This window comes from Arthrobacter sp. 05T45 (assembly GCF_056395875.1).
Genome location: NZ_JBFTKI010000018.1, coordinates 82,332 through 95,884, shown reverse-complemented (window position 1 = coordinate 95,884; position 13,553 = coordinate 82,332). Strand labels below are relative to the sequence as shown.

The 13,553-nt window shown below is 68.2% G+C and carries 13 protein-coding genes; 4 read left to right on the top strand and 9 right to left on the bottom strand.

Annotation, left to right across the window (positions count from 1 at the left end):
• The 5 genes from AC1DGD_RS16070 to AC1DGD_RS16050 all read right to left on the bottom strand — a co-directional run.
• Positions 1-1,545 (bottom strand): DUF222 domain-containing protein (locus AC1DGD_RS16070; RefSeq protein WP_476857488.1); only part of this gene is annotated, 1,545 nt, incomplete at its 3' end.
• Positions 1,546-1,653: 108 nt separating this feature from the next.
• The gene (locus AC1DGD_RS16065) at positions 1,654-2,343 is read right to left on the bottom strand and encodes a YqjF family protein (protein ID WP_476857491.1); all 690 of its coding nucleotides are present in this window, start codon (positions 2,341-2,343) and stop codon (positions 1,654-1,656) included.
• A gap of 171 nt (positions 2,344-2,514) precedes the next feature.
• Positions 2,515-3,303, bottom strand: coding sequence for an isocitrate lyase/PEP mutase family protein (locus tag AC1DGD_RS16060; protein WP_476857487.1), 789 nt, complete (start codon positions 3,301-3,303; stop codon positions 2,515-2,517).
• Positions 3,304-3,343: 40 nt separating this feature from the next.
• Entirely contained in the window at positions 3,344-3,733 is a 390-nt protein-coding gene (locus AC1DGD_RS16055) for a DUF1622 domain-containing protein (RefSeq protein WP_476857486.1), read from the bottom strand.
• Positions 3,734-3,771: 38 nt separating this feature from the next.
• Positions 3,772-4,716 (bottom strand): SDR family oxidoreductase, encoded by a 945-nt coding sequence (locus AC1DGD_RS16050; RefSeq protein ID WP_476857485.1) that lies wholly within the window; start codon positions 4,714-4,716, stop codon positions 3,772-3,774.
• A gap of 188 nt (positions 4,717-4,904) precedes the next feature.
• On the opposite strand from AC1DGD_RS16050, the gene AC1DGD_RS16045 reads away from it, so the two are divergent.
• Entirely contained in the window at positions 4,905-5,531 is a 627-nt protein-coding gene (locus AC1DGD_RS16045; RefSeq protein WP_476857484.1) for a TasA family protein, read from the top strand.
• A 91-nt stretch (positions 5,532-5,622) separates the two neighbouring features.
• Positions 5,623-6,285: a signal peptidase I gene (locus AC1DGD_RS16040; protein ID WP_476857483.1), complete on the top strand. Its 663-nt coding sequence runs from the start codon at positions 5,623-5,625 to the stop codon at positions 6,283-6,285.
• Here AC1DGD_RS16040 and AC1DGD_RS16035 read toward each other — a convergent pair.
• Positions 6,282-7,316, bottom strand: coding sequence for a response regulator transcription factor (locus AC1DGD_RS16035; protein ID WP_476857482.1), 1,035 nt, complete (start codon positions 7,314-7,316; stop codon positions 6,282-6,284). The two genes, AC1DGD_RS16040 and AC1DGD_RS16035, sit on opposite strands and share 4 nt — an antisense overlap.
• 203 nt (positions 7,317-7,519) lie before the next feature.
• Between AC1DGD_RS16035 and AC1DGD_RS16030 the strand changes: the two genes are divergently transcribed.
• Positions 7,520-7,990 carry a hypothetical protein gene (locus AC1DGD_RS16030; RefSeq protein ID WP_476857481.1) on the top strand — a complete coding sequence of 157 codons (471 nt, stop codon included), beginning with the start codon at positions 7,520-7,522 and terminating at the stop codon, positions 7,988-7,990.
• Positions 7,991-8,149: 159 nt separating this feature from the next.
• Here AC1DGD_RS16030 and AC1DGD_RS16025 read toward each other — a convergent pair whose 3' ends face one another.
• Entirely contained in the window at positions 8,150-9,046 is an 897-nt protein-coding gene (locus AC1DGD_RS16025) for an MSMEG_6728 family protein (RefSeq protein ID WP_476857480.1), read from the bottom strand.
• Between the two features lie 290 nt (positions 9,047-9,336).
• On the opposite strand from AC1DGD_RS16025, the gene AC1DGD_RS16020 reads away from it, so the two are divergent.
• On the top strand, positions 9,337-9,864 hold the full coding sequence (locus tag AC1DGD_RS16020; RefSeq protein ID WP_084476203.1) for a hypothetical protein: 528 nt from the start codon (positions 9,337-9,339) through the stop codon (positions 9,862-9,864).
• Between the two features lie 119 nt (positions 9,865-9,983).
• On the opposite strand, the gene AC1DGD_RS16015 is transcribed toward AC1DGD_RS16020, so the two are convergent.
• Together AC1DGD_RS16015 and uvrA are read right to left on the bottom strand one after the other, a co-directional pair.
• Positions 9,984-10,634, bottom strand: a complete 651-nt coding sequence (locus AC1DGD_RS16015; protein ID WP_476857479.1) for a transglycosylase family protein — start codon at positions 10,632-10,634, stop codon at positions 9,984-9,986.
• A gap of 316 nt (positions 10,635-10,950) precedes the next feature.
• Positions 10,951-13,539: an excinuclease ABC subunit UvrA gene (gene uvrA, locus AC1DGD_RS16010; protein ID WP_476857478.1), complete on the bottom strand. Its 2,589-nt coding sequence runs from the start codon at positions 13,537-13,539 to the stop codon at positions 10,951-10,953.
• Positions 13,540-13,553: the final 14 nt, after the last annotated feature.

Below are 13,553 nucleotides of genomic sequence, written 5' to 3'. Positions count from 1 at the left end.
GCCGTGCCTGGTTCCGGTGCCGTGCTGTGCGGTGTTGGCAGGGGTGCCTGCTTCGGCGGGAGTCGTCCCGAGCCGGGTGAGCAGGTCGCGGTAGTCGATGGTGGCCATGACCTGGGGCCGGAGCCCGCCCGCGGCGGGCAGCCCTCCGGTGGCGAGGGCCGCTTTGCACGCGCCGACGAGGCCGTCGAGCAGCCGTTGGGGCCGGGAGCGGAGGTCCAGAACCGGCAGCGCGGGGTCCTCTCGCGAGGCGTCCTCTTCGGCCGTGGCGGAATCGTCAGCCGCGCAGGGCGCATCCGCCGGGCCGGTATTGGCCCGGACGGCCCCGGGAGCGCCAACGCCGGCAGCACTCGTGCCGCCGGCGGATTCAATGACGTCAGGGCTGTACCCGGCGGCTTCCCCCTCCGCCGCCGCCCCACCCTCGCCCGCCCCGCCCTCGCCCGCCCCGCCCTCGCCCGGTCGGGCCTGCGCCGTGTGGCCGGTGGTGGTGCCCTGGCCGGTGTCTGGGCCGGTGCGGGGGTTGGTGGCGGTGTTCATCACGGTGATCAGGTGTTCGAACTGGTCCGTGGTGGCGAAGATTTCCAGGTGCTGCAGGCCGTGCCGGGGTTTGCGGAGGAAGGCGCCCTGGAGCTGGCGGAGCAGTTCCTCGGAGGGTTCGGCGCCGTCCTGGTCCAGCGCCTCGGTCCACCGGCGGGCGATCCGGGCCAGGAAGTCGGCGTCGTTCTCGGCCGCGGTGCGGGTCAGGGCATGTTCCATCGCCGCGACGGCCTCCGGGAGGCAGCTGTGCCGGACCCGGTCCAGGGCGAGCGTGATGACGGTCGCGGCGCGGGAGGCGACCTCGCCGGCCGCGACGGCGGCTCCGAGCTCCGGGTGCACGGGCGGGATGGGCCGGCCGGCGAGTCCCTGCCGGGGCAGCAGCGTGTCGGCGAGGCAGAGCCGGCGCTTGGCCTCCGCGGCGCTGATCCGCAGCCGCGCCCGCAGGAACTCCACCGTGTTCCGGTACCCGTCATCCAGCACCGATTCCGGCACCGCCGGCTCACCCGTTCCGGGGCTTCCGGCGGGAGCCGCCGCAACGGACGTGCCGGAGGGAGCCAAGGACAAGGACGTGCCGGAGGGCTCCGCAGCAGCGGACGTGCCCGCGGGAGCCGAGGCCAAGGAGGCGCCGGCGGGTTCCGCGGTTCCGGGTGCGCCGGTCTGCCACCCGCCGGGGCTCTCACGCCAGCCGGTGGTCCACCCGGTGACCGCCCCCGTTACAGCCCCCGTGGCCGCGGCTGCGGACTGCTTCCTGGTCCGGTCCACGGCGGCCGCCGCGACGAGCTGCAGATACTCCACCGCGCGGGAGACTTCCTCCACACTGCCGGCGAAGTCCGACGCGGCCCGGAATCCCCACGACCCCGCATCCTCCACCGCCGTCGAACCCACCGCCCGCAGCGCGGCCAGGGCGGCGTCCATACCGGATTGCCCGACCGGGGCTGCACCCCGCTCCGTGCCCTCCACCTCGTCCCCGCAGACGGTGAAATCCCTGATGAAATCCCTGACGGCTTCCATGGCTCGAGTCTATTTGAGGGCTCCGACAATTTTAGGAGGGCACCGTGCGTGATCACTCTCAGACCGCGGCGCCACCTGCCCACGGATCGACGGGCGATCAGGCAGGTTTCACATCGTGCTGTGCAGGACCCGTGGGCGGCCAAACTGCGTGTGAACTCCGGGCGAGAAAAGTACGGATTCGGGTGGCCCGGCCACTTCGATTCCCGCGGCGCGCACGAGTTGGTCCTCAAGGCCGAACAGCTGCGCGCGGTACAGCGGCCATGCACTGTGCGTGTTGGGCACATAGATGGTCCTGCCCCTGAACCGTGAATGCAGACCGAACCGCGCCGTGAGGTGGATCGACAGCGCGTCGGTGGCTGCGACGTCGGGCTCTGGGACGACCGAGAAATCGCTCAGGGTGCCGCCTCGAAAGCGTCGCACGGAATACCCAGTCGACGCCGATCCGGTAAATCCATCGGCACCCACGTAGCTCGCCCGCGACCACACATAAGGTATCCCGGCCGCCCGCGCGGCCAGCACCACCGCCAAGCGTGAAGCATCCAGGCTCCGGAAAACGACACCACGGGTGCCGTCCGGCTCGCGGGAGTAGAGGCGCACGTTGATCTCGTTGAAGCTTCCGAAATAGGGGATGCCGGGACCTCGACCAACTCCGGCACCCTGCATGCGGAAGCCGATGAGCCCCACCCAGGCGGACCCGTCGCACACATCCGGCGCGACGCCCGGTGGCATGAACCGCGCCGCCACTGCCTCAGGAATGCGCCAGTGCAGGAAGACGGCATCCAGCCAACGCTGGTCCATGATGATTGGCGCCGGAAGCTTGGGTGCAGCCGGCCACGGATCAACGCCCAATCGGATCAGCTCCCTTCAGTCGGCGGGGTCTTCGGTCGGCAGGACACGAGCCGGTCGGCACCATGAGAATCGGTCGGCCGGCGGAGTCACTTGGCATCGGCAAGGTTCGCGGAAGCGGGGTCAGTTCAGTGCCCGGGATCCCTCCGGAAGGGCTCCGCCGGCCAATACTGCCGCCGTCGCATCGGCCAACGCTGTCAGCGCCACGCGCTGGGTCCACGGGCCGTAGGAAATGCGCGCCACGCCAAGTTCCTGCAATTTGGCCGGTGCCAGGGATCCGGGCACATTGATGACCGAGACCTTGTTCCACCCAATGCCTTCCACCAACGCGGTGACAGTCGGCTCGTCCAGCAGGCCCGGCACGAACACCGCGGTCGCACCGACGTCGAGGAAGGCCCGGCCGCGCTCAATGGCGTCCGCAAGCACCGCAGAAGGGTCCCGGTCCTTGCCCTTCAAGAAGGCGTCGGTGCGGGCGTTGAGGACGAAGTCGATGCCCTCGGCCTCGGCGGCGCGGATTACAGCGCTCATCTGTTCAACGGCGTCTGCGAGCGGGCGCATCTGGTCCTCGATGTTGGCTCCGACAGCGCCGACGCCAATCGCCTTGCGAACAGTTTCGCCGGGATTGCCGTAGCCCGCTTCGAGATCAGCACTGACGGGCAGCGACGTGGCGGCGGCAATCACCCCGACGGCGGCGATCATTTCGTCCACCGGAATGTTCTCGCCGTCTTCGTACCCGCGCGACGCAGCGATCGAGTGGCTGGCCGTGGCCAATGCCTTGGTCCCCGGAACGCCGGCAACCACCTTCGCGGTGATCGCGTCCCAGACGTTGACGAGTTGGAGAATTTCCGGTGCGTGGTGGAGACGGAGCAGCTCGGTGGCTTTGGAGGCACGGGAACGCGCGTGGTCTGTCATGCCGCGAGCCTAGCGGGGCACCGTGCCAGCCGGAAGGGTTTCAGCCTGCCGCGGAAGAGTCAGGTGATCCCTCGCGCTGAGTCTGCCAGGGCCAGCGTCCGGTGATTTCCAGCTCGAGCGAGAAGCTCAGGAAGGTCCGGATGAGCACGATAATGGCAAGCACGCCGACGCTCTCGAAGGTTGGTGTGATGGCGACGGACCGGATGATGTCGGCCGCGACCAGCAACTCCAGGCCGAGGAGGATGGAGCGTCCCAGCAGTTGCCGGTACGAGCGGTAGAAGGACAGCGGTGCGGAACCCGCCGGCAGGCGCCTGGGCTGAAATCCGCGCAGCGCCATAGGAATGGACACGAGGGCGCCGAGCACCATGACGGCCACCCCGGCAAAGTCCATGAGGCCGCCGGCCGCCTCGATAATGTGCTGAAAATCCATTGTTCCCCTCGGAGAAGGTGGGCGTTGAGATTCAAACTTTAGGGGTGCCGGGCGCCGATACCGGCGAGAACGGCTCGGTAGCCTTCTCGGAAACTGGGGTATTGAAACTCGAAACCTGTGCTGCGGAGCAGCCCGTTGCTGGCCCGCTTATTTCCGCCCCGGGAGGGTTCGCCGCCCGCCGCTTTGCCGCCCGACGCCGATGTGCCGGTGGTGCCGCCCGCCGCCGCCTCGCCGTCCGCCGCACCCGCGGCACCAGTGGACTCCGACGCAGGCCGAGGGAGTCCCAGTTCCGCGGCCAGGAATTCCAGCACGTCGCCGAGTTCGGCCGGTTCATTGTCCACGCCCAGATAGACCGCCGCCGGAACCGTGCCCATGGTGCACAGATGGACGATCGCGGCGGCGGCGTCGTCGCGGTGGATCCGGTTGGTGAAACGTGAAGCAGCAGGAATGACCGCGGTTCCGCCGCGCACCTGGTCGATCAATCGCGTCCGGCCGGGGCCGTAGATTCCGCCGAGCCGCAGCACTACGGGGGTGATGCCGGTGCCGCGCAGGCGGCTGTGGAGGAGTTCCTCTGCTTCGCGGATGATGCGGCCCGAGAACCCGCCGGGTTCCGGCGTCGTGCGTTCATCAATCCAGCCGCCGCCGGCATCTCCGTAGACGGCGGTCGAGGACACAAACAGGACCCTGCGGACGTTTGCCCCGGAGGCGAGGACCGCGTCCAGGACGTTCGACAGCCCGTCCACGTAGGCGGCACGGTACGCCTCCTCGGTCGGGGAATCCGCGGCAATCGCGACGACGACGGCGGTGGTGTCCGCCGGGATGGGCGGCAGCTCAGCGGAGCCCAGGTCAGCGGCGACTCCCTCGATGGCGGCCGGGAGTTTCTCCGGCGAGCGGCGCCACCCCACCACGCGGTGGCCAGCCGCCGCGAAACGCAGCCCGGCCTCGGTGCCAAGATCGCCGCAACCGGCCAGCAGAATAGTCATGAAGCCAGTCTGCCAGCCTTCGGGAAGCGCCACGGACTGGCTTGAGGAAATCTTGAACTGATCTTGTCGCCCGCTGAAGCCTTGCCTTGAACTGCGCCGGGCATCGTTGTAAGGGTCAGCCAGGGGGCTGGCGGATGCTACATACGTCGCCCGGCCAGCCAAGGCCGGCCCCACGAAACGGAACTCTGATGGGTCTCAACCTCAATTCCACCTCCAGCAAGGTCCTTGCGTCCGCAGCACTCCTCGCCGCGGCCGCCGGCGTGGCCGGGATGGGTACCTACGGTGGCTTCACGTCCAGCACCTCGGCTTCCGCCGCGGTCAGCTCGGGCACGGTAAAGTTTGAGGTCGGAACCGCCGGCGCAGCCAACAACCGACTCACCATTCCGGCCTCAGGTGCAATTCCGGGCGATACCATCCAGCGTGCAGTGACATTGACCAACAGCGGTGACCAGGACCTGGCCGCAATTACTCTCACCACCACAGCCACACCGTCCTCTAAGCTGGACTCCGACACCACCAACGGCTTGCAGATCAAGGTTGATGCCTGCAAAGTGCCGTGGGCTGAAACTGGCACTTCGCCCTCGTTCACCTACACTTGCGCCCCCGCCAACACCACGGTTGTCATGTCGTCCCGGGCCGTGGTCGGGGCGAATATGCCGATGCTTGGCCTCGCCTCCCTGACTGCCAAGCAGGCCGACAACCTCCGCGTCACGCTCTCCGTTCCCAATGGTGCTGATAACACGTTCCAGGGACTGACCAGCACCATCAACTTCGTCTTCGACGCCGCACAGCGCGCCGGCGGCGCCAGCAAGTAGCGATTCTCGGGTGCTCAGTCCGGCCAGGTCTCGGCCCGACTGAGCACCCGGCTTTGCCCGCACTATCCACACCGGCAGGAGGAACGGTCCCGTGAGTACAGCAATCAACGCAGGTCCCAGGGATTCCGTCGACCACCTGGTGGCGGACGGCACCGTTCCGGATAGTGCCGTCCAGGACCCTGTACCTCAGAGCCGCGGACGACGTCGGGCCGAACCGGCCCCCGCCCGCACCCGACGGCCGGCGTCCAAGGCTGGTGCCGTGGCCGGACGAGCATTCTTTACGATCCTCCTCGTCGTCGCCGCATTGGTTTTCCTCTTCCTCGCCGTCGGGCCACGCTTCCTGAACTACCAGACGTCCACCATGCTCACCGGCAGCATGTCGCCGGGGATCAACCCGGGGGACGTCGTCGTCAGCGTGAAGACGCCGGTCTCCGAGCTGAAGGTCGGCGACGTCATCACCTACAGCATCCCCATTGACGATCACCGGATTGAAACCCACCGGGTGGCGAGCATCAAGCGCGACGATGCCGGCGCGACGTCGGTGACCACCAAGGGCGACGCGAACGCCGGTCCAGACCCTTGGACTGCGGTGTTGTCCGAGGACTACGTCTACACGCAGGCCGGAGTCGTGCCGTATCTGGGCCACGGCATCAGGGCCCTGCGTGAGCCGCTTGCCCAGTCGATCCTCCTCTACGGCGCCTCTGCCCTGTTCGTCGTCGTCGTGCTGACGGCGATCTGGCGGAAGCCGCGCTAACCGGCGGAGGCGTGGTCCTGGATTCCGCGCAAGCCGGCGGGATTGGCCGCTGCTTCCACCGGCGCCATGCGGTAGCCAACGCCGCGCACGGTGCGGATGAACCGCGGTTCGCGGCCACTGTCGCCAAGTTTCTTGCGCAGGTTGCCGACGTGCACCTCCACGAGGTGCTCCTCCCTGGGCCATTCGTTGCCCCAGACCTGGGTCAACAGGGCCTTCCGGGTCCACACACGACGCGGTGCCCCGGCCAGGGCCTCCAGGAGGTCAAATTCTGTGCGCGTCAATTCCAGTTCGACACCATGGAGGGACGCCACCCGGCCCTCGGCCTCCACAACCAGCGGCCCGTGCCGGAGGACGCCGTGGGCATCTGTGTGCCGGATGCCGGAACCTACGGCTGCGGCGGACTCGGGCGACTGCTCCCCGGACGCCGCGGGCGCGGCGGCGCTGGCCGGCAAGGAGACCGGGGGGACGGCGCCGACGTCGCTCGCACGACGGCGGGGAGGCGCCCCAGGGGCACCGGGCGTCCCGGGTGTACCGGATGCTGAGTCACGGTGCGCTGAGTCGCGGTGCGCTGAGTCCCCGGGAGCGGGCGGTGTGAGAGCGGCCGGCATGAAATCCGTTGCACGGCGCCGCGGCGTGGGGCGTTGCGCGGTGGGCCGGTGCCGCCGCATCACTGCCGTCACCCGGGCCTGAACCGAGCGCGGGCTGAACGGCTTCCGAATGAAATCATCCGCACCAATCTCCAGTCCCATCACCTCATCGATCTCGTCCGACCGGGCCGTGATCATGACGACGTAGGCATCGGAGAATTTGCGCAGCCGGCGGCAGACCTCCACGCCGTCCAAATCCGGAAGCTCCAGTTCCAGCGTGACAAGGTCCGGGCGGTGTTCCTGGATCTTCAGGAGGCCTTCGGCTCCGGAACCGGCCTCAAAGACGGCGAAGCCCTGCAACTGAAGTGTCCGGCAGATGAGGAGTCGCACGTCGTCGTCGCCCTCTACAACCACAGCGCGGAGCTGACCCGGTGAATCCAACATAACCCCAGCTTCTAAGACCAATTGACCCGTGAGTAGCAAACACCCCACGCGTCACGGAGTGTGACACAAGCCACAGGCGTAACAGTGGGATTCAGGCTAACAGGTTTTCTTGAGCAAAAGTTGAAGTTCAACCCGGCACGGTGTTGAGGCTCGGCTGTCAGAGTTGAGGCAACGATCAACGGCCCGGAGAGAAAGTGCCATCAGTGAACCTCGCCAAGCACTCTGCGGCATCCCTGCAGGTCCGGTCCGCGGGGTTGGCTCATCGGGCTGGGCTGCTGGCCGTCCCTCTGGCAGTGGCCTTGGTGCTGGGGGCTCCCGGGCTGGCCTACGGGGCGTTCACGGCGCGAACCACTGCCGCCCTGAACGTGGGCACCTATACGGTCCCTGCGCCGGCATCCATCGGCGGCACGCTGGTATGCACCACCGACCAGGGGAAAAAGGGTGCAGCCATCAGTTTCACGGGCTTCGCCGCTGTGGGCCGGGCCACGGGGTATACGGCGACGTTGACGTCTCCGACCGGGCCCCAAGCAGTGAGCGAGATTGCCCCCGAGGACACCACGCATGAGGTTAAGGTTCTCAGCAAGGGCAACGGCAAGGGAACCTACACGTTCACTTTCTCCGCCCGGGTAGGCCCATGGACCGGGCCGGTTCTGCAACAATCTGTCACCTGCTGAACAGCGTGCCGACGGACCGGGTGCCCGTGCGGGACTCCGCCGGCGAACCGGGTGCCCGCGCCGGACTCCGCCGCCGCCATCGCCGCGATCGCAGCCAACGACGCGAACGACGCCGGGACCCGCCCGGGGCCGCCCGGCGTCGTTCAGTGCGGCCCTTTGCTACCTCGCCGGGATCGGGAAGAAGGCCCGCGGATCCTGCATCAGGGCAGGGTAATCGAAGGCGGAGCGGTCCACGATCTCGTCGACCTGGAAGTTGCGTGCGAATTGGCCATCAACCGTGATCGGGCGGCCCAAGACCTTGCCGACGGCGAAGGCGGCGCCGTCGTTGACCGGGATGGCAACCACGGAGTTGCCGGGCAGGGTGGTGAACGCCTCCTCCTGCTGCTGGCGCTTGCGGGTGGGCTTCTTGACGAGCTGCTTCGGGGGCAGCTTGCGCACCTTGCTGGGACGGCGCGAGCCTGAGTCGGCATAAACGAACTGGTAGTCGTCGTCCGCGGGGACCTTGCTGCGGCCAACCGGCGGCAGGCTGACAGTCTTCAGCTGCGCGGGCTCGGTGTCGCCGAGGGGCAGGCGCAGGACCCACATGCGGTCCCCGGCTGGATCCTCGGGCACCAGCTCGTGCTTCGGTTCGGGCCAGATGTACTCCAGGTCCGGGTCCGTGCCGGGGAATACCTCTGTGTAGAACCGCGGATCCTTGGCAATCAACCGGGACCGGTGGCTGAGGTGGAAATCCGCATTGCCAAGCCATGGCGGCATCGGGATCTTGGCGGCGTAGTCGGGGTGGGCCGCCTGCGGGGCGAACTCCATGATTTTCTCGCGCATGGTGTCCTCGCCGCCGCGGGCCGTCCATTCATCCACCATGGCCAGGCCGTACATGGTCAGCGCAGGAACGTACCCCATCCACATCCTGATCGCCGGGTGCGACTGCCAGCCGTACTCCGGGATCACCAGCGCACGCAGGATCTGCAGCGCTTCGACGCGCTGCTTGCCGAGCCGCACACGGTCCAAAACCGCGGCGCTCTGCTGGAAATCAGGGAAGGGGAGGAAAGTCTGCATCTCTCCAGTTTGAGGCCACGGACCAAATGCGCCAATTGCTGGCGCGCGGCGGTGAGGGTGCTCACATGACGGAACAGGGAAGACAGGCGTGCTGGGGAGCCGCTAAAATAACATGAACCACTCCCGCCGCCACGGAAGACACGCCCATGCCTTATCAAGCAGAGCCTTATTCAGCAGAACCATTTCTAGCAGAGCCTAAGTCAGCGGTGCCCATTACTGCGTTGCCATTTCAAGCAGAGCCACCAACAGTAAGTGTTGCCCCGGCGCCGTTCGTGCCTAAGTACGGACAAATGCTCAGCCCCGACGCCCACGGGATAGTGGTGCTGGAGGAATTCACGCTGGATCCGGTTGCCGCCCGCGACGAGCAGCGCGGATTCCGCGCGGCTATGGCCGGCGTGGCCCTCACCATGCGGCGCCTGGTGGCCCTCCGCCTCTTCATCGCCGCGGTGGCGATCGCCAACCTGCCCCTGTTCCTGCTCTCGAGTGGCTGGGAGATCTACGTCATCTCACTGACCCTGGTGGTAGCCGTCCACGCCGCGGTGTCCTGGCTGAACCGCCACGAGCCCAGGATCAAGCAGCGCCGGATGCTGGAGTTGCACCTTCACCGGGAGCGGAGCGCCAACTACCGCAAAGTGCGCGACGCCGTGAAGTACGTCATTGACGCCCCGGCCCGGATGAACGAAAGCCTTTACCTTGAGCTCCTCGCCGCGAAACGGGTAGCGCTGCATCTGGCCATGGGCACGGTGGCCCTGCTGGACACGAGCGACGACGCCGCCTGGAAAGTGCGGATTATCCGCGAAATCCCACAGGCCGCCTGAGCCCGCACGGCTGAGCCAGCACGGCTCACTGAAGCACCACGACGCCGGAGCGTCCCCTTTGCGGGATCGCTCCGGCGTCGTGCTGTGTGTCGTGCTGTACGCCAAGTGCTGTAACCGCCCTATGCGGGCAGCTGCAGCACTTGGCCCGGGAACACCAGATGGGGGTTGCTGATGGTCGCCGTGTTGGCGTCGGCCAGCGCGTGCCAGCCTCCGGCGATGTTGAGCTTCCCGGCGATCGTGCTCAGGGTTTCGCCGCTCCGGATGGTGTAGGTCTGGCCGCTTACGGCTACCGGTGCAACGTGGCGGGGTGCCGGCACGGCTGCCTTGGGGGCGTATCTGGCGGGGGCCTTGGCTGCGACGGGAGTCGCGGCGGGCCGCTGCGCTGTGGCTGCACTCTGCGGAGCCGCGGCGCCGCCGCGCAGTCCCAGCTTGGCCGCGCAGGCTGGCCACGCGCCCCAGCCCTGGCTGGCCTGCACTTTCTCGGCGACGGCGATCTGTTGCGCACGGCTGGCATTGGCCGGAGATCCCGTGCCGCCATGGGCCGCCCACGTGCTGGCGCTGAATTGCAGCCCGCCCGCGTATCCGTTTCCTGTGTTGGTGGCCCAATTCCCGCCACTTTCGCATTGGGCCAGCGAGTCCCACGTGGAGGCAGGGGCTGTGGCCGGTACGGCCGCGTTCGCGGCCGAGGCGGACAGGGCGACGCCTGCAATTGAGACGGCCGCAAAAGTGACGCCGCGGCGCGCGGCAGTGCCATAGATTGATTTCTTCATGGTTTAGATGCTCCTGAGGCCCACCAGCGCTCGGTCCGTCCCCGGACGTTTTTACGCCACTGCCCGCCCCTGACAATAGAGGTCATAGCGGTGTCTACCGGTCGGGCAGTATCTGGTGGTGGTAGCACCGGGCATGCAATACCCGGTTGCCGGGCATGGACACTAGGCTAAGTCAGCCCCGCGCCGTTATCAAGACGTTACTTTCCCTGCTTCTGCCGTTATCATCCGGCGCGCGTTGACGCCGACGCCCGCGCCCCGCCGGCGCGCTGCCCGCATTGACTCCGCCGCCGACGCCAACGCCCGCGCCCCGCGTGGATCAGCTTCCGAGCATTGCGGCCAGGTACGGAGCCGTCCGGCTCTCCGTGGAGCCCGCGACGGCGGCCGGGGTCCCGATCGCCACGATCTCGCCGCCCGCGTCGCCACCGGCCGGGCCGAGGTCGATCACCCAGTCCGCTGCGGCCACCACATCCATGTCGTGTTCCACCACGATGACGGTGTTGCCGGCGTCCACGAGCCGGTGCAGTTGGGCCATGAGGAGCTGGACATCGGCCGGGTGCAGGCCGGTGGTGGGCTCGTCCAGCAGGTAGAGGGAGTGGCCGCGCTGGGCACGCTGCAGTTCGGTGGCGAGTTTGATGCGCTGGGCCTCGCCGCCGGAGAGCTCGGTTGCCGGCTGGCCGAGGCGGAGATAGCCCAGGCCCACCTCGCGCAGTGTTTGCAGGCTGCGCGCCGCTGCCGGTACCCCTTCGAGGAACTCTGCGGCGGCATTGACCGTCAGGCCCAGCACCTCCGCCACGTTTTTGCCCTTATACGTCACTTCAAGGGTTTCCGGGTTATAGCGCGAGCCATGGCACTCGGGGCAGGGGCCGTAGCTGCCGGGCAGGAACAGCAGTTCGACGGCGACGAAGCCCTCGCCCTGGCAGGTCTCGCAGCGGCCGCCGGCAACGTTGAAGGAGAAGCGGCCGGCACCAAAGCCCCGCGCCCTGGCCTCGTCCGTGGCCGCGAACTCCTTGCGGACCGCATCGAAGAGGCCGGTGTAAGTGGCGAGGTTGGAGCGCGGAGTGCGGCCGATCGGTTTCTGGTCCACCTTGACGAGCCGGTCCAGCTGGTCGAGGCCTGAGACCGGTCCGACACTGAGCGGCCCGGTGGACTCACCGGCGTCGGCCTCCAGGTCCTCGGGGGCCTTGGCAGCGTCTGGCTCCGGGTGCAGCCTGGCGCCGACCACCTCGGCCAGGACCTGGCTGACCAGCGTGGACTTGCCGGAGCCGGAGACGCCCGTGACCGCGGTCAGCACCCCGAGCGGGAAGTCGGCGTCGAGTTCGCGCAGGTTGTGGCGGCTGATGTCGCGCAGTTCCAGCCAGCCGGCCGCTTCCCGCCGGGTACCGCTGGCGGCGGAACGGGCGCCGTCGTCCGAACCCGCCGAACCGTCCGGGAACAGGAACGGCCGGGTCACGGACGCGTCCACCTCGGCGAGACCGGCCACGGGGCCGCTGTAGAGCACCTCGCCGCCGCCTTCACCGGCGCGGGGACCGACATCCACCAGCCAGTCGGCGCGGCGGACGATGTCCATGTTGTGCTCCACCACGAACACCGAGTTGCCGGAGGACTTGAGCTGGTCCAGGACTGCGAGGAGGGGCTCGGCGTCGGCGGGGTGCAGTCCGGCGGAGGGCTCGTCCAGCACGTAGATCACGCCGAACAGCCCGGAGCGGAGCTGGGTGGCGATCCGGAGCCGTTGCATTTCGCCGGGGGAGAGCGTGGGCGTGGACCGGCCCAGCGCCAGGTAGCCCAGGCCGAGGTCCAGCAGCACGGTGACGCGCTGCAGGAGGTCGCGGGTGATGGCGACGGCCACCTCGTTGCCCTCGCCGGATGACTGCTTCCGGGAGGCGGTGCCGGCCTCCGTGAGTTCGGTGGTGGGGCGGATGATGTCCGCCAGTTCGGTCATGGGGACGGCGTTGAGCTCGGCGATGGTGTGCCCGGCGAAGGTGACGGCGAGCGCGGCCGGGGTCAGGCCGCTGCCGCTGCAGACCGGGCACGGGCCGGTTTCCATGAAGCGCAGCACCTTCTCGCGCATTGCGGTGCTCTTGGAATCGGCGAGCGTATGCAGCACATAGCTCCTGGCGCTCCAGAACCGGCCCTTGTACGGCTTGGCCACGCGGTCGCGCTGGGGCGTCACCTCCACCACGGGTTGTTCCTCGGTGAACAGGATCCAGTCGCGGTCCTTTTTGGGCAGCTTCCGCCAGGGGGTGTCGACGTCGTGGCCCAGGTGGGTGAGGATGTCGCGCAGGTTCTTGCCCTGCCAGGCCCCGGGCCAGGCGGCGATGGCGCCGTCGCGGATGCTCAGCGAAGTGTCCGGGACCAGGGAGGACTCGGTGACGGTGTGCGCGATCCCCAGGCCGTGGCACTCCGGGCACGCGCCGGCGGCCGTGTTCGGCGAAAACGCGTCCGAGTCCAGCGGGCCGGCGCCGTCCGGATAGCTGCCGGCGCGGGAGAAGAGCATGCGCAAAGAGTTGGACAGCGTGGTGAGGGTGCCCACCGTGGAGCGCGAACTCGGCGTCCCGCGGCGCTGCTGGAGCGCGACGGCGGGCGGCAGCCCGGTGATCATTTCCACCTTGGGGTTGTGGCCCTGCTGGATGAGCCGGCGGGCGTAGGGGGCCACGGATTCGAAGTAGCGGCGCTGCGCCTCGGCATAGATGGTGCCGAACGCGAGGGAGGACTTGCCCGAGCCGGAGACGCCGGTGAAGGCGACAATTGCGTCGCGGGGCACGTCCACGTCCACGTTGCGCAGGTTGTTCTCACGGGCGCCGCGCACCCGGACAAAACCGTCCGTCGGATTGCCTGGAGCGAGATCAGGAATGAGGTCCCGGCCGGCCGGGCGCGGCAAATGGGAAGCATGCTGTTTACTTTGCATTGGTTCGACTCTAT